The organism is Pseudomonas sp. GL-RE-26, assembly GCF_019956275.1.
GTDB classification, from domain to species: Bacteria; Pseudomonadota; Gammaproteobacteria; order Pseudomonadales; family Pseudomonadaceae; genus Aquipseudomonas; species Aquipseudomonas grandcourensis.
Genome location: NZ_JAHBDI010000023.1, coordinates 38,734 through 54,607, shown reverse-complemented (window position 1 = coordinate 54,607; position 15,874 = coordinate 38,734). Strand labels below are relative to the sequence as shown.

The 15,874-nt window shown below is 60.3% G+C and carries 14 protein-coding genes and 2 tRNA genes; 2 read left to right on the top strand and 14 right to left on the bottom strand.

What is annotated here, in order from left to right; all coding sequences use genetic code 11:
* Nucleotides 1–123: 123 nt before the first annotated feature.
* The 6 genes from KGB07_RS16550 to KGB07_RS16525 form a co-directional block, all read right to left on the bottom strand.
* Nucleotides 124–200: transfer RNA gene (locus tag KGB07_RS16550), tRNA-Met, on the bottom strand.
* An 87-nt stretch (nt 201–287) separates the two neighbouring features.
* Entirely contained in the window at nt 288–1,742 is a 1,455-nt protein-coding gene (locus KGB07_RS16545; RefSeq protein WP_046041854.1) for an amidase, read from the bottom strand.
* 60 nt (nt 1,743–1,802) lie between these two features.
* Nucleotides 1,803–2,849, bottom strand: coding sequence for an extracellular solute-binding protein (locus tag KGB07_RS16540; protein ID WP_223465968.1), 1,047 nt, complete (start codon nt 2,847–2,849; stop codon nt 1,803–1,805).
* Nucleotides 2,850–2,876: 27 nt separating this feature from the next.
* Nucleotides 2,877–3,683, bottom strand: a complete 807-nt coding sequence (locus KGB07_RS16535; protein WP_046041856.1) for an ABC transporter permease — start codon at nt 3,681–3,683, stop codon at nt 2,877–2,879.
* Nucleotides 3,683–4,603 (bottom strand): ABC transporter permease, encoded by a 921-nt coding sequence (locus KGB07_RS16530; RefSeq protein ID WP_046041857.1) that lies wholly within the window; start codon nt 4,601–4,603, stop codon nt 3,683–3,685. The genes KGB07_RS16535 and KGB07_RS16530 overlap by 1 nt, the downstream gene beginning before the upstream one ends.
* A 15-nt stretch (nt 4,604–4,618) precedes the next feature.
* On the bottom strand, nt 4,619–5,737 hold the full coding sequence (locus KGB07_RS16525) for an ABC transporter ATP-binding protein (RefSeq protein ID WP_223465966.1): 1,119 nt from the start codon (nt 5,735–5,737) through the stop codon (nt 4,619–4,621).
* Nucleotides 5,738–5,965: 228 nt separating this feature from the next.
* On the opposite strand from KGB07_RS16525, the gene KGB07_RS16520 reads away from it, so the two are divergent.
* Nucleotides 5,966–6,871 (top strand): LysR substrate-binding domain-containing protein, encoded by a 906-nt coding sequence (locus KGB07_RS16520; RefSeq protein ID WP_223465964.1) that lies wholly within the window; start codon nt 5,966–5,968, stop codon nt 6,869–6,871.
* A gap of 15 nt (nt 6,872–6,886) precedes the next feature.
* Here KGB07_RS16520 and KGB07_RS16515 read toward each other — a convergent pair whose 3' ends face one another.
* Nucleotides 6,887–8,944: a methyl-accepting chemotaxis protein gene (locus KGB07_RS16515; protein WP_046041860.1), complete on the bottom strand. Its 2,058-nt coding sequence runs from the start codon at nt 8,942–8,944 to the stop codon at nt 6,887–6,889.
* A gap of 333 nt (nt 8,945–9,277) precedes the next feature.
* Here KGB07_RS16515 and KGB07_RS16510 point away from each other — a divergent pair, with 333 nt between their 5' ends.
* Nucleotides 9,278–10,495 (top strand): MFS transporter, encoded by a 1,218-nt coding sequence (locus KGB07_RS16510; protein ID WP_046041861.1) that lies wholly within the window; start codon nt 9,278–9,280, stop codon nt 10,493–10,495.
* A gap of 188 nt (nt 10,496–10,683) precedes the next feature.
* Here the strand turns inward: KGB07_RS16510 and ychF are convergent, their stop codons facing one another.
* The 7 genes from ychF to lolB form a co-directional block, all read right to left on the bottom strand.
* The gene (gene ychF / locus KGB07_RS16505; RefSeq protein WP_046041862.1) at nt 10,684–11,784 is read right to left on the bottom strand and encodes a redox-regulated ATPase YchF; all 1,101 of its coding nucleotides are present in this window, start codon (nt 11,782–11,784) and stop codon (nt 10,684–10,686) included.
* 22 nt (nt 11,785–11,806) lie between these two features.
* Nucleotides 11,807–12,391 (bottom strand): aminoacyl-tRNA hydrolase, encoded by a 585-nt coding sequence (gene pth, locus KGB07_RS16500; RefSeq protein ID WP_046030136.1) that lies wholly within the window; start codon nt 12,389–12,391, stop codon nt 11,807–11,809.
* Nucleotides 12,392–12,560: 169 nt separating this feature from the next.
* Nucleotides 12,561–13,160, bottom strand: coding sequence for a 50S ribosomal protein L25/general stress protein Ctc (locus tag KGB07_RS16495; protein ID WP_046041863.1), 600 nt, complete (start codon nt 13,158–13,160; stop codon nt 12,561–12,563).
* Nucleotides 13,161–13,302: 142 nt separating this feature from the next.
* The gene (locus KGB07_RS16490) at nt 13,303–14,244 is read right to left on the bottom strand and encodes a ribose-phosphate pyrophosphokinase (RefSeq protein ID WP_003208392.1); all 942 of its coding nucleotides are present in this window, start codon (nt 14,242–14,244) and stop codon (nt 13,303–13,305) included.
* Nucleotides 14,245–14,290: 46 nt separating this feature from the next.
* Nucleotides 14,291–14,365, bottom strand: a tRNA-Gln gene (locus tag KGB07_RS16485).
* 36 nt (nt 14,366–14,401) lie between these two features.
* Complete coding sequence (gene ispE, locus KGB07_RS16480) at nt 14,402–15,253, bottom strand: 4-(cytidine 5'-diphospho)-2-C-methyl-D-erythritol kinase (protein ID WP_046041864.1); 852 nt, start codon at nt 15,251–15,253, stop codon at nt 14,402–14,404.
* Between the two features lies 1 nt (nt 15,254).
* Nucleotides 15,255–15,872 (bottom strand): lipoprotein insertase outer membrane protein LolB, encoded by a 618-nt coding sequence (lolB, locus tag KGB07_RS16475; protein ID WP_046041865.1) that lies wholly within the window; start codon nt 15,870–15,872, stop codon nt 15,255–15,257.
* Nucleotides 15,873–15,874: the final 2 nt, after the last annotated feature.

Genomic DNA, 15,874 nt, shown 5'->3' with positions numbered 1-15,874 from the left:
GGCAGCCTTCGAAATCCGATGCGATAACTTCAATACTGCGGTGCAGGAATTCCTGTCACCGCAGTGCACTTTTCTCGAGGCATAAAAAAACGGCTTACCTTGCGGTAAGCCGTTTTTAGTACTTGGTGGCTACACAGGGACTTGAACCCCGGACCCCAGCATTATGAATGCTATGCTCTAACCAACTGAGCTATGTAGCCAAGTGGCGCGCATTATTCACCGGTAACGGGGATGCGTCAAGCATAAATCTAAAATATTTCTCTGCGCTTTCAACCGTTTATCAAAATCTATCCTCTGAGCAGTGGCGAAGGGCAGCGCTGGAACCAGCGGCTGGCCTGTTCGTACGCGTGCGCCAGTTGCAGGACAGCGAAGTCGGCCTGGTGTCTGCCGATGATCTGCAGGCCCATGGGCAGGCCGCTGGCGTTGAAGCCAACCTGTACGTTGGCCACCGGGCAGCCGGACAAGGTGCCGGGAATCACCACCTCCATCCAGCGGTGATAGGTGTCCATGGTCACGCCTTCGATGACGGCGGGCCACGGTTGGGTTTTATCGAACGGGAACACCTGGGCGCTGGGCAACAGCAGGTAGTCGTATTTTTCGAATAGCCTGGAGATCGCCCGATACCAGTCGCTGCGCGTCACCGAGGCGGCAAACACATCGGTGGCCGAGAGTTTCAGGCCGTTTTCGACTTCCCAGCAGGCTTCCGGTTTCAACAGCGCACGTTTTTGCGGGTCGGCATAGGTCGCGCCCAACGAGCCGGCGACCATCCAGTGGCGCAACGTCCGCCAACTGCTCCAAAGCCTCTCTGGCGCGAATTCGGACTGAACCGGTTCAATGTGGCAACCCAGGCTTTCGAAGTCGGCAAAGGCCTTCTCGCACAGCGAGAGGATGCCTTGCTCCATTGGCAGGTAGCCGCTGAAGTCGCCGAGCCAGCCCAGACGCGTGCCTTTGAAGTCTCGATCCAGTGGTGCCGCAAAGGCGCTACCGGGCTCGGCAATGGACAGTGGCGCCCGCGCATCGGCCCCGGCCTGCACCGACAACAGCAACGCTGCATCGCGCACGCTGCGAGCCATGGGGCCTTCGTAGCCGAGTTGGTCGATAAACAGATCGGCACTGTCATCGAATGGCACGCGGCCCTGGGACGGACGGAAACCGAAGATGTTGTTGAAGGCCGCCGGGTTGCGCAGCGAGCCCATCATGTCGCTGCCGTCGGCCACCGGCACCAGGTGCATGGCCAGCGCCGCCGCCGCGCCGCCGCTGCTGCCGCCAGCGGTCTTGCTCGGGTCGTAGGCGCAACCGGTCGCGCCGAACAGCGGGTTATAGCTTTGCGAGCCGAGGCCGAATTCCGGGGTGTTGCTCTTGCCGATGATGATCGCGCCCGCGGCCTTGATCCGCTCGACCATGATGCCGTCGCGCTCGGGGATGAAGTCCTTGTACAGCGGCGAACCCAGGGTGGTGCGGATGCCGCGGGTCAGGGACAAGTCCTTGATGGCGTGGGGCAGGCCGTGCATCCAGCCACGGTATTGACCTTTCGCCAGTTCGGCGTCGCGGATATCGGCCTGGGCCAGCAGGCCTTCTGGCGCTTGCAGGCTCACCAGCGCATTGACCTGCGGGTTGAAGCGTTCGATATGGGCAAGATAAGTCTGCATCACTTCCCGGCAGGAAACCTGGCGCAGGCGGATGCGGTCGGCGAGCTCGTGGGCCTGCAACAGGACCAGTTCGCTGATGTTATTAGAGTTCATTGCAAGCGGCCTTTCAGACGGCTGGAAAAACGCCCCGCCATCGCGTCGGGGCGGTAGAGATCAACGCATCAGGTTGGTCCAGAGACGATCGGCAAGGCGGATCGCGCCTTCGCCGCAGGTCTTGCTGAACACCACGTTGGTGCCTTCGGGAATGTGCAGTTCCGGGGCGTCTTTCAGGCCCGCGTCGAGGAACGGTTCCACCCCCTTGATCGGGCTCTGGTGCTTGAGGAAGTTCTGGGTCATCGCCGCGTTTTCAGGCTGGCTGAGGAACGCGATGAAGGCCTTGGCGTTCGTCGGGTTCTTGCTGCCGGCCGGAATGACCATGTTGTCGACCCAGGCCAGCACACCTTCTTTCGGGTACAGGTATTTCAGGCTCGGTTTCATCTCCCGGGCGCGCATCGACGAGCCGCCCCAGAAGGTCGACATGTCGATTTCACCCGAGGCGAGGTTTTCGCGGATCGAGCCGGCCTTGGAGCTGTAGGTCTTGACGAAGGGTTTCTGCGCCTTGAGCAGGGTCAGAATCTGCTGCATCTGCTTCGGGTCTTCGCTGCACAGCGGAATGTTCAGGTACAGGCTGGCCATGTCCACCACGTCGCTGACCGAGTCGAACATGTTGATCCGCCCTTGCAGCTCGGCCGGTGGCTCGTAAAGCACCTTGAGGCTGTCGGTGGGGTCCTTGTAGCGCTCGGTGTTGAGCACCACGCTGGTGGTGCCCCAGATGAACGGCACGGAATAGGCGCCTTCCGGGTCCCAGGTGGGTTTTTTCAGGTTGTCGACGACGCTGGCGTAGTAGGGCTCGTTGACCGGGTCGAAACGCTCCAGCAGTTTTTCCTTGATCAGGATCGGCACGAACTGGTGCGACGGGATTGCCACGTCATAACCGGCCCCGCCCTGTTTCAATTTGGCCAGCAGGGTTTCGTTGGAATCGTAGGAGTCGACGGTGACTTCGATGCCGGTCTGCTTCTGGAACTTGGCGAGAATCTCCGGCGAAAAGTAACCGCTCCAGCTCACCACGTTGAGTTTTTCCGCGGCCTGAACGCTGCCGACCATAGTCAGCGGTAAAGTCAGGAACAACGAAGTGCCGATGCTTGCAATCAACTTGCTCATGCTATTTCCCCACGGTACGTAGAAGGTTCAGGTTTTCTTTTTGCCCAGCAGATAAGAGAGCGTGACGAACAGCACCGAGACGCCCAGGATCAGGGTCGAGACGGCGTTGACGTCCGGTGTCACGCCCATGCGTAACAGGCCGAAGATGAAGATCGGCAAGGTGGTGGTGCCGGCCTGGGAGACCATCATCGAGATCACGAAGTTATCCAGCGACACGATGAAGGCCAGCATCAGCCCGGAGAAAATCCCCGGCATCAGCAGTGGCAGGGTGACCTTGCGGAAGGTCCGCCACGGGCCGGCATACAGGTCGGCCGAGGCTTGTTCCAGGGACAGGTCCATGTCGTTCAGGCGTGCCCGAATCGGCAGAAAGGCGAACGGGATACAGAACACCGTATGGGCGATGATCAGGTTGCCGTAGCCCAAGGACAGACCGATGGTGGAGAACAACGCCAGGGTGGCGACGCCGACCACGATTTCCGGCAGCACCAGGGGCAACATGATCGCGCCCATGGACAGTTGCAGGCCCTTGAACTTCGCACCCCGTGACGTGCCGAGGGCAGCGAGGGTGGCGATGGCCGTGGCGACCATGCTGGCGCACACCGCGATCAACAGGCTGTTGCCGGCCGCCTGGCGCAGGGCCTGGTTGGCGAAGGCCGCGCGATACCAGTCGAGGCTGAAGCCGGTCCACACCGTGGCCGACTGGTTGGCGTTGAACGAGAACGCCACCAGCACCACGATCGGCGCGTAGAGGTACAGGTAGAACAGGAAACTGAAACCGCCGAAGCCCGGGAAATCCTGCACGCCCAGCGTGTTGCGTTTGAACAGGCCGATCATCACGCACCTCCTTTGGCGATGCGCTGGCGTTCTGCACGCAGGGCATAAACCGTCAGTACCAACATCACCGCCGCCATCAACACCAGCGACAGGGCCGCGCCGAATGGCCAGTTACGCGCATCGCTGAACTGGCGGAAGATCAGGTTGCCGAGCATCATCCGCGTGCCGCCGCCGAGCAGTTCCGGGGCGATCATCGCGCCCAGGCAAGGCACGAAGGTGAGGATGGCGCCGGCGAGAATTCCCGGCTTGGCGATGGGTAATACCACCCTGCGCAAGGTTCTAACGCGCCCGGCGTAGAGGTCCTGAGCGGCCTCGAGCAGGCGGATGTCCATTTTTTCCAGGGTGGCGTAGATCGGCAGCACGACGAAGGGCGCGTAGGTATAAACCAGCCCCAGCAGCACCGCACCGTCGGTGTAGAGCAGTTGCAGCGGCTGGTCGATGACCCCGAGGCCCATCAGGCTGTTGTTGATCACCCCGGTGTTGCGCAGCAGCAGAATCCACGCATAGGTGCGGATCAGCAGGTTGGCCCAGAACGGCACGGTGATCAGGAAGATCAGCAAGCCGCGACGATGGGCCGGTTGCATGGCCAGCCATACCGCCACCGGAAAACCGATCAGCAAAGTGATGAGCGTGGTCAGCCCGGCGATGCCGATCGAGCGCAAGGCAATGATCAGGTAGGAGTCGGCGAAGGCCAGGCTGTCGTCCAGTTGTCGCTCGAACAGCAGCGAGGTGTAGGCGTCACTGCTGAACACCTTGTTCACCCCGCCGTAGGGGTTGGCCTCCATCAGCGAGTAACCGATGACGATCAGGATCGGCACGATCAGGAACAGGCCGATGGCGATCAGCGCGGGGCTGACACCGAGAAAGCTCTGGAAGGCCCGCCGACGTTCCAGGGTGTTGGCAATCGGTAAAGCGTGCATGGCAATTCCTCGTGCTCAATCGTGCAGGACGCTGGCGCTGCCCTGGTCGAACAACAGACCGGTCTGGCTGCCGACGGCGAAGCGTTTGCTCTGGTCGACGCAGTTGGGGGTGCGCACGGTGAGGCGTGAACCGTCGCTCAGGCTGACCTGATATTGCAGGTCGGTACCGAGGTAGATCTGCGCTTCGATCCGGCACGGCAGAGCGTTTTCAGTGGTGGCTGGCACCAGATGCAGACGCTCGGGGCGCACGGACAACGCAACGTTGGCACCGACCCGCACATCACTGCATGGCTGTGCAGGCAGCGGATGACCAGCCGGGCCGGCGAACCAGGCCAGACCGTCTTCGACACGGGTGACCGTACCTTCGATGAAGTTGGTCTCACCGATGAAGTCCGCCACGAAGCGATTGCGCGGGCGTTCGTAGATGTCCTCCGGGCGGCCGACCTGTTGCACTTCGCCTTCGGACAACACGGCGATGCGGTCGGACATGGTCAGGGCTTCTTCCTGGTCATGGGTGACGAAGATGAAGGTGATGCCGGTGCGGGCCTGAATGGTTTTCAGCTCTTCGCGCATGGCCTGGCGCAGCTTGAGGTCCAGCGCCGAGAGCGGTTCGTCGAGCAGCAAGACCTTGGGGTGCGGCGCCAGTGCACGAGCCAGGGCGACACGCTGTTGCTGACCGCCGGACAATTGCGCCGGCTTGCGGTTGGCAAATCGCTCCATCTGCACCAGGGCGAGCATCTCGCGCACTCGTTCGGCCATTTGCGTTTTGTTCAGGACTTTGCCCATCGGGTGGGACTCAAGACCAAAGGCCAGGTTCTCGGCGATGGTCATGTGCGGGAACAGCGCGTAATGCTGGAACACCGTGTTGACCGGGCGCTGGAAGGGCGGGCGGTCGGCGATGTTTTCGCCGTAGAGCAGAATCTCGCCTTCGGTAGGAAACTCGAACCCGGCGATCATCCGCAGGAGCGTGGTTTTGCCGCAGCCCGACGGGCCGAGAAGGGTGAAGAATTCGTTGTCGCGAATGTCCAGGTCGATGCTTTTGAGCGCCACCGGGCCAGTCTTTGGATCACCGTAGACTTTGCGCACTGAGCGGATGGACACCGCCAGCGTTTGCAGCGAATGCAGGGCATTCATGCGTTACCTCCGATTCCCCCATCGCCTGCGCACCTGCTGAAAACAGCTGTGTCGTCGGGCCATGGATATTATTTTTTTGGGCAGGATCGAGATTGCGTTCGGGTGTTGTAACCAGCTGTTTTTTTGTTCTGCTGTGGATCGATTATCAGCGAGGGGTTGCGGGGGCGAAACTTCAATTTTAACATAGGGGTTGTTAAAAAATTTAACAGCAGAAGGCGCCCGGAAACCATGCCTGACCACCGTTTGCCGCCGCTCAACGCGGTGCGTGCCTTTGATGCCGCGGCCCGGTTGGGCAGCTATGTCGAAGCCTCCAAAGCCCTGCACGTGACCCAGCCGGCCATCGGCCGTCACGTGAAGTTGCTGGAAGACTGGCTGGGCATCCAACTGTTCGAGCGCACCTCTCGCGGGGTCAACCTGACGGTGGCGGGGGAGAAGTACCACCGCAAGATCACCGCCGCCTTGCAGCTGATCATCGAGGCCGGAAAAGAGGCGCAGCCAAAACACGCCGAACGCTGGCTGCGCATCATGGTGGTGCCGGGGTTTGCCAAGCGTTGGCTGATGCCGCGCATCGAGACCATGCGTCATCTGCGCCCGGGCTTGAAGTTCGCCATCGAACCCAATTCAACTTTCACTGAAGTGGATGGCAAAAGCGCTGACCTGGGCATCGTCTACGGGGTGGACGGCCAATATGCCCACTCGCGCACCAGCCTGATTTGTCCTCGGGTGTTTCCGATCTGTTCCCCCGATTATCTGGCCAGCGTCGAGCCCATCGACAGCCCCGCGGACCTGGTGAAACACAACCTGATCCACGTCGATGACGGCGAGTGGTGGAACCTGTGGTTCGCCGCCAACGACCTCGACATCCACCTCAATTCGGACATGCTCTACGTCAACAACGACCACGCGCTGTCGGTGGCCGAGAGCGGGCAGGGCATTGCGCTGGCCAACGAAGTGCTGGTGCGCGAAGAACTCCATAGCGGCAAGCTGGTGCGGGTGGTGGACGCGCAAGTGAAGCTGGAAAGCTATCGGGTGCTGACGCCGTCCGCCGAGCTCTCGGCGGACGTGGCGTGGTTTATCGACTGGCTCAAGAGCGAACTGGAGCAGGACTTCCCGGAGGCGGTGATCCGCGCCTGAGAAGTCCTGGCTGACTCAACTCAAGCGGAAGCGCCCGGTGTTGTCGCTGAGGGCCTTGCTGCCGTGGCTCAGGGTGTCCGCTGCCTGGTTCACCGCGCGGGCGCCTTCGAGCAAACGCACCGCCGCTTGATCGACTTGCTGGATGTTGCCGCTGACCTCGTCGGCGGTACTGGCCTGTTCCTCCACCGCCGTGGCGATTTGCGCCAGGGTATCGGTGACGCTCTGCACTGCACTGGCGATTTCCCCGAGCCGTTCGCCGAGGCCGGTGACCGCTTGCGCATCGGACTCTGCCTGACTGCACGCGGCTTGCATCAGGCTGACGGCCTCATTCACTGTGTTGCGCAGGCTGTCGACCGTGCCAGCAATCTGTGCGGTCGACGATTGCGTGCGTTGCGACAGGCTGCGCACTTCATCGGCCACCACCGCGAAGCCACGCCCTTGCTCGCCCGCCCGGGCCGCCTCGATGGCGGCGTTGAGGGCCAACAGGTTGGTCTGCTCGGCGACGCCGCGAATGGTGTCGACCACCAGTTGAATCTGCTGTCCCTGCTCGCTTACCCGGCCCAGCGCCGCAGCAGTGTCGTTCAGGCGTTGATTGAGTTGCTGGATGCTCGCGGTAGTGCGCTGGCTGTCACGGCTGCTGTCGGCGGCAATGCGCCGGGTGTGCTGGGCGCTGCCGGACGCCTGTTCGCAACTGTGGGCCACCCCTTTGGAGGTGGCGGCCAGTTGCGTCGCCGCTGCGGCAATCTGGCTGATCTGCAACTGCTGGGCTTCGACTTCGCCCAGGGCGTCGCTGGAATGATGGTTGAGGGTTTGTACCGCGTTGCTCAGTTGCAGGGTTTCATGATCCACCCCTTGCAGGCTGGTGCGCAGTTGCACCACGGCGACGTTCAGCGCGGTGCTGATGACTGCCAGTTCGTCTCGACCCTGAACCGGCACCTGCAGGCTCAGATTTCCATCGCGCAAGGCCTCGGCCAGTAGCGTGATGCCGCTGGCGCTGCGGCGGATCGAGGCCTGCAAACAGATGAACAGATACAGCGCGGCCAACAGCAGGCAGCCCAACACGGCGGCCACCACAATGAACTGGCGGATCGCCGAGCCGTGGTAGTAATCCAGGCGTTGATCCAGCGACACCAGCGACTGCTGGCGCAACGAGGCGAGGTCGGAGAGCAGGGCATCGAGACTGCGTTCGAAGTCCTCCGGCTTGAGGTTGATGCTGCCGCCGAACACGCCGTCATCCAGCACCTTCAGGCCCGCATCGAGGCGCTTGAGGCTGTCGTGGTATTGCCCGGCCCAGGTTTGCAGGGCGCTGGGCAAGCGCGCTTCGAGCAGGCCAGCCGTTTTCACAAGCTGCTCTCGCGCATCGCCGATGCGACTGCGCAGGTCGCGCAGTTGCAGGCGGCTTTGCAGGGTGAACTGCCCGGACACCACCGAGGCCTGGCCCACCGCCGCCAGACGACCGACCCGTTCGATCAGGTCCGGCGCATGCTGGGTGGAGATCTGCGTCAGCAAGTAGGTTTCCAACCACGGTGCCAGCGTCAGGCGATTGTCCATGGCGATCTGCTCGCGCAAGGCTTGCAGGGCGCTCAAGGCGTTGGTGAAGCGATCGTAGCCATCGGGCCACCAGCCGACATTGCTCAGGCTTTTTGAATCGAGGCCATCGAGAGCGGTTTGCAGGGCCTGATAACGCGACAGGGTTTCGCCCTCGTCGCTTTCTTTTTGCAGGGCATTGCCCAACTCGGCAGTGGCCTGGCTGACGGCGGGCTGAACCGCATCGAAGGCGGCCATCGCGGCGAGGGTGGCCGGCGTCGGCTGGCGATTGGTTTCCGTGGCGCGCCATCGGGCGGCGCGATCACGCTGGGCGGCGAGCAGGTCATCCAGCGCATCAAGCGCAAGCAGTTGCCGCACCCCGGCGCGTTCGCCGGAGATCAGGCTGAGTTTGTCGCGATAGTCCTGGCCGATCATCCACAGGCTGCCGGCCAGCGGCAGGATAAACAGCAGAAACAACAGCTGGAATTTACGTGCGAAGCCAAAGCGCCCCAGCAGCCCGATCCCCGGTGATAAAAAAGCCTGCATGCCCCAAGACTCCTCTGGACACCACGCACTATTGGCGTGCGCCGGAGGTTGTTGCACCCCCGACTCGTGCCCTCTAAAAAGGCCTCGAAAGTTCACCCTTGTCCGCTCTGTAGGCCGACTCTGTAGCGAAACTTCCCATTGTCGGTCTCCTTTGTAAGGAAGCCGCGTTCAAGCTGACAAGGAAGGCAAGATTCAGACCATGGCTTTGCGCCATCAAGGTTGTGGCGATGAAAAACCAAGTCGTTAGCAGGCTAAGGGGATGGCGTTGCTGCACTGAAAAATGGCACATTGACGCACCTGCACGTTTGTACCTCCTGTTGTCTGGAAATTCCCATGGCTATCAGCAACGCCCAGACCGGCTCAGTGCCGGCTTCCACTACGCCCCAAAGCAGTCCCCTGGTGATGCGCATCATCGGCGCGGTGGCGCTGGCGCATTTGATCAACGACCTGATCCAGTCGGTGCTGCCGTCGATCTATCCGATGCTCAAGGCCAACTATGGCCTGACCTTCACCCAGGTCGGCCTGATCACCCTGACGTTCCAGTTGACGGCCTCGCTGCTGCAGCCGTGGGTCGGCTACTACACCGACCGCCATCCCAAGCCGTGGTTGTTGCCGGCGGGGACGGTCTGCACCCTGGTCGGGATTCTGATGATGTCGGTGGTCGCCAGTTTCCCGCTAATCCTGCTGGCGGCGGGCTTGATCGGCATCGGTTCATCGACCTTCCACCCGGAAGCGTCCCGCGTGGCGCGACTGGCCTCGGGCGGTCGCTTCGGGCTGGCGCAATCGACCTTCCAGGTCGGCGGTAACGCAGGCTCGGCGTTCGGCCCGTTGCTGGCGGCGGCAATCATCATTCCCTACGGTCAGGGACACGTGGCGTGGTTCGGCCTGTTCGCGGTGTTTGCGCTGTTCGTGCTTTACCGGATCAGCCGCTGGTACGCCAACCACTTGAACCTGTTCAAGCTCAAGCAAGGCCAGGCGGCGACTCACGGCCTGTCCAAGAGCCGAGTGACCAGCGCGCTGGTGGTACTCGGGTTGCTGGTGTTCTCCAAGTATTTCTACATGTCGAGCCTCACCAGCTACTTCACCTTCTACCTGATCGAGAAGTTCGACCTGTCGGTGGCCAGTTCGCAGTTGCACCTGTTCCTGTTTCTGGGCGCGGTCGCGGCGGGGACATTCTTCGGCGGGCCGATCGGCGACAAGATCGGGCGCAAGGCGGTGATCTGGTTCTCGATCCTCGGCGTTGCACCCTTCACATTGCTGCTGCCCCATGTCGACCTGTTCTGGACCAGCATCCTCAGCGTCATCATCGGCTTCATCCTCGCCTCGGCGTTCTCGGCCATCGTGGTGTATGCCCAGGAACTGGTGCCGGGCAATGTCGGGATGATCGCCGGAGTGTTCTTCGGCCTGATGTTCGGCTTCGGCGGGATTGGCGCAGCGTTGCTCGGGCATCTGGCGGACATTCACGGCATCGAGTACGTGTACTACCTGTGTTCGTTCTTGCCGTTGTTCGGGGTGTTGGCGATCTTCCTGCCGCGAACCAAAAAGGCCTGATCCAACACATTTCCCAATGTAGGAGTGAGCCTGCTCGCGATGACGGTGTGTCAGTTAGCGATTCTGTCGACTGACAGACCGTCATCGCGAGCAGGCTCACTCCTACAGGGAATTGGTGGTGGGGCGGGTGATTGTTTCAGGCACAAAAAAGCCGCGTATCAAACGCGGCTTTTTCTTGGGCGTGAGGCTTACACGTTGAAGCGGAAGTGCATCACGTCGCCGTCTTTGACGATGTAGTCCTTGCCTTCCAGGCGCCATTTACCGGCTTCCTTGGTACCGGCTTCGCCCTTGTACTGGATGAAGTCGTTGTAGGCGATCACTTCGGCGCGGATGAAGCCTTTTTCGAAGTCGGTGTGGATCACGCCAGCGGCTTGTGGTGCGGTGGCACCGACGCGGACGGTCCAGGCGCGGACTTCTTCGACACCGGCGGTGAAGTAGGTCTGCAGGTGCAGCATTTCGTAGCCAGCGCGGATCACGCGGTTCAGGCCAGGCTCTTCGAGGCCCAGGGCTTCGAGGAACATGTCTTTCTCTTCGCCGTCATCCAGCTCGGCAATTTCCGCTTCGATCTTGTTGCACACAGGAACAACCACGGCGCCTTCTTCTTCGGCGATGGCGCGTACTACGTCCAGGTGCGGGTTGTTTTCGAACCCGTCTTCAGCGACGTTGGCAATGTACATGACCGGCTTGGTGGTCAGCAGGTGGAAGCCCTTGATCACTGCTTTTTCGTCGGCGCCCATGTTCTTCATCAGGCTGCGTGCGGGCTTGCCTTCGGTGAAGTGGGCGATCAGTTGCTCCAGCAGGCCTTTCTGGACCACTGCGTCCTTGTCACCGCCCTTGGCGTTACGCGCGACTTTCTGCAGTTGCTTCTCGCAGCTGTCGAGGTCGGCGAAGATCAGTTCCAGCTCGATGATTTCGATGTCGCGTTTCGGATCGACGCTGTTGGAAACGTGAATCACGTTCTCGTCTTCGAAGCAGCGGACCACGTGGGCGATGGCATCGGTTTCACGGATGTTGGCCAGGAACTTGTTACCCAGGCCTTCACCTTTCGACGCACCGGCTACCAGGCCCGCGATGTCGACGAATTCCATGGTGGTCGGCAGGATGCGCTTTGGATTGACGATGACTGCCAAGGCATCCAGGCGCGGATCGGGCATCGGCACGATACCGCTGTTGGGTTCGATGGTGCAGAAGGGGAAGTTCTCGGCCGCGATCCCGGATTTGGTCAGGGCGTTGAACAGGGTGGACTTGCCGACGTTAGGCAGGCCGACGATGCCGCAATTGAATCCCATGGTGTTTCCCCTCGGATAAGAGTCAGGCCTTCTGGCTGTGCAGGTTTTTCATCGCGCGGTTCCATTCCCCGGCGAGGATATCCGGCAGCACGCCGAGGGCAAAGTCGATGCTGGCATCGAGTTTTTCCTGTTCGGCGCGTGGCGCACGACCCAGGACGAAATTTGAAACCATACTGGCAACGCCCGGGTGGCCAATGCCAAGCCGCAAGCGATGAAAGGTATTCTGATTGCCCAGTTGCGCAATGATGTCGCGTAACCCGTTGTGACCGCCATGGCCGCCGCCCTGCTTGAGCTTGGCAACACCGGGTGGCAGGTCGAGTTCGTCGTGCGCCACGAGGATTTCTTCAGGCTTGATGCGGAAGAAACCGGCGAGTGCCGCTACGGCCTGGCCGCTGCGGTTCATGTACGTGGTGGGAATCAGCAGACGAACATCCTGACCCTGATGCGAATAGCGCCCGGTCAGGCCGAAATACTTGCGGTCCGCCACAAGGTTCACGCCTTGTGCGTTCGCGATGCGCTCAACAAAAAGGGCCCCTGCGTTATGCCGGGTCTGCTCGTATTCAGCGCCTGGATTTCCCAGGCCAACGATCAGTTTGATGGCAGTCACGATAGGGGCCCTTCCTTGGAGTGGTGGATAACATCGCCGCAATCAGGGAGAGCGGCGAAAGTGGACGAAAATTGCTCATTTACCATGATGTAAACTCCGCGTTCTCGCCCGCTTTCTCGCTATGCTCTAGTCCGCGATGTTTCCGGTCACTCCGGCGTACAGAGTAAAATTACTCTGCAGCGCCTTCTGCAGCTTCTGGAGCAACACGTGGAGCGTGGACGTTGGCAACAGCCTTGTCATCGCCGTGTGCCAGGGCCACGAACTCAACGCCTTTAGGAGCTTTGAGGTTCGACAGGTGAATGATCGAACCGACTTCGGCGTTAGCCAGGTCGACTTCGATGAACTCAGGCAGATCTTTCGGCAGGCAGGAAACTTCGATCTCGGCAACAACGTGCGAGATTTCGCCGCCTTTCTTGGTCGGTGCTTCTTCGTTGATGAAGTGCACTGGAACGATAGCGGTCAGTTTCTGGCCAGCTACTACGCGTACGAAGTCAGCGTGCATCACGTGGCCTTTGGCCGGGTGACGCTGCAGGGCTTTGATCACGACGTTCTGCTTGGTGCCACCAACGTTCAGCTCGATGATGTGGCTGTAAGCCGCTTCGTTTTCGAGCAGTTTGGCAACTTCTTTGGCCAGCATGCTGATGGATTCAGGGGCTTTTTCGCCACCGTAAACTACAGCTGGAACCAGGCTCGCGAGACGACGCAGGCGGCGGCTCGCACCTTTCCCCAGGTCGGAACGCACTTCAGCATTCAGGGTAAATTCGTTCATGTTGTATCTCCAAAATAACCACATTCGCCCCAGCGTTTGCGACCAGCGCTAAAGGCGATATGGGCAAAAAAGCCCCGCCCCGACAGGAATGCCGGGGCGGGGCGCTTTTCGTCAACGAGACATTTCGAGAAGGGCAGGGCCCTTAGCGGAACATCGCGCTGATCGATTCTTCATTGCTGATGCGGCGAACCGCCTCGGCAACTACCGGCGCGATATCCAGTTGACGGATACGCGAGCAGGCTTGTGCAGCAGCGGACAACGGGATGGTGTTAGTCACCACCAGTTCGTCCAGCATGGAATTTTCGATGTTTTCGATCGCCCGACCGGACAGCACAGGGTGTGTGCAGTAGGCGAAAACCTTGGCAGCGCCATGCTCTTTCAAGGCCTTGGCCGCGTGGCACAGGGTGCCGGCGGTATCGACCATGTCATCGACCAGAATACAGGTACGCCCTTCGACATCACCGATGATATGCATCACTTCAGAGTGATTGGCTTTCTCACGGCGTTTGTCGATGATCCCGAGATCCACGCCCAGGGATTTGGCAACGGCACGTGCACGCACGACGCCGCCAATGTCCGGGGACACGATCATCAGGTTTTCGAAGCGCTGATCTTCGATGTCATCCACCAGAACGGGGGAGCCGTAGATGTTATCTACCGGAATATCGAAGAAACCCTGGATTTGGTCAGCATGCAGATCAACCGTGAGAACACGGTCGATGCCGACTACGGTAAGCATGTCAGCCACGACTTTCGCGCTGATAGCCACACGTGCGGAACGCGGACGGCGATCCTGACGGGCATAACCAAAGTAAGGAATAACAGCAGTGATACGAGTAGCCGAGGAGCGGCGGAAGGCGTCAGCCATCACTACCAGTTCCATCAGGTTATCGTTGGTCGGAGCGCAAGTCGGCTGAATAATGAAGACGTCTTTACCGCGAACGTTTTCATTGATCTCGGCTGTAATTTCGCCGTCGGAGAATTTACCGACAGAGATGTCACCGAGAGGGATATGCAGCTGACGTACAACACGCCGAGCCAGATCGGGGTTAGCGTTCCCCGTAAAGACCATCATCTTGGACACGCGCAGTACCTGAAGGCTGAGGGTAACCTGGATGAGTATAGGAAAATGGCAGGGGCGGCTGGATTCGAACCAACGCATGGCAGGATCAAAACCTGCTGCCTTACCGCTTGGCGACGCCCCTGTATCTGTTGCAACGATTACCCAGTAATCGGTTCCTTTAGAGCAGGCTTTGCAGCTTGCGATGCAACATCGAAATGTTGCTTCCTTTTGCTACAAACCCTGTAAGGGTCTCTGTAAGAAGGGCCGAGACTTTATCAGCTTCAGCTTTGCTTGGGAAGCCCCCAAACACACAACTTCCAGTTCCGGTGAGTTTTGCTTCGGTAAATTTACCTAACAAATTCAAAGCGTTACGTACCTCTGGATAACGCCTTGTTACCACCGGCAAGCAGTCATTACGACTGTTTCCCTTGGGAACGGGGCGCACTTTAATGGGAGGAGTGTTACGTGTCAACAACGGATCTGAAAAAATTTCTGCCGTACTAACAGAGACTTGCGGCACCAGCACCAGATACCACGGTTCTTCCGGGTCGACAGGGGTCAGTTTCTCCCCCACGCCCTCGGCGAAAGCCGCGTGGCCACGTACGAAAACCGGGACGTCGGCGCCCAGCGTCAACCCCAGCCCGGCCAGGCGATCTTCATCCCAGCCCAATTGCCACAGATGATTCAAACCAAGCAATGTTGTTGCTGCATTCGAACTTCCGCCACCGATGCCGCCGCCCATGGGCAGGATTTTTTCGATCCAGATGTCGACACCCAGCGAGCAAGCGGATTGCTCCTGAAGTTTTCTGGCGGCCTTGACGATCAGGTTGCTGTCGTGGGGAACGCCCGGGAACTCAGTGTGCAGTCGGATGACACCGTCATCGCGCAGGGCATAGGTGATTTCGTCGCCGTAATCGAGAAATTGAAACATCGTCTGCAGTTCGTGGTAGCCGTCTTCACGGCGCCCCAGGATGTGCAGCATCAAATTGAGTTTGGCTGGCGAAGGCAGCGTCAGGCGATTGTCCGGCATGTCATTGCCCCAGTTTGCGCGGTTGCCAGACCTTGATCACCAGCGTGACATCAAGGTCGGTGCCGCTGAGCTTGATGCGCTCGGGCAACCAGTAACCGTTTTGCTGGGTGTAGGCGGTGTAGTCGACCTTCCAGCCATCCTGTTCCAGGCTGGCCAGGCGGCTGTCGCCGTCCAGGGTCAGGCGACTTTTGCTGCCGGGAGCCGGGAGGCCGCGCACCCACCAGGCCAGGTTGGACACCGGCAATTTCCAGCCCAGCTGTTCTTCGAGCAGCACTTCCGGGTTCGGCGCGTCGTAGCGTCCCTGGTTGGCGACCTCCAGCGACACCTTGCCCGGGCGTCCGGTCAGGCGAGCCGCGCCGCGGCCCAGTGGTCCGGACAGGCGAATATCGTAGTAATCCTGGCGCTGCAACCAGAACAGCGTGCCGCTGCCCGAGTCTTTCGGTGCGCGAATGCCGATCTTGCCGTCGATCTGCCAGCCATCGAGGCTGGTCAGTTGTTCTTTGTGCTCGCGCCATTGGGCAGGGTCGCCGTGCCCCTCGACCGATTCGCGGGGACCCAGGCCAGCACAACCGGCGAGCAGGGTGATGAAACTGAAAACGATGAAATGGCGCAAAAACATAA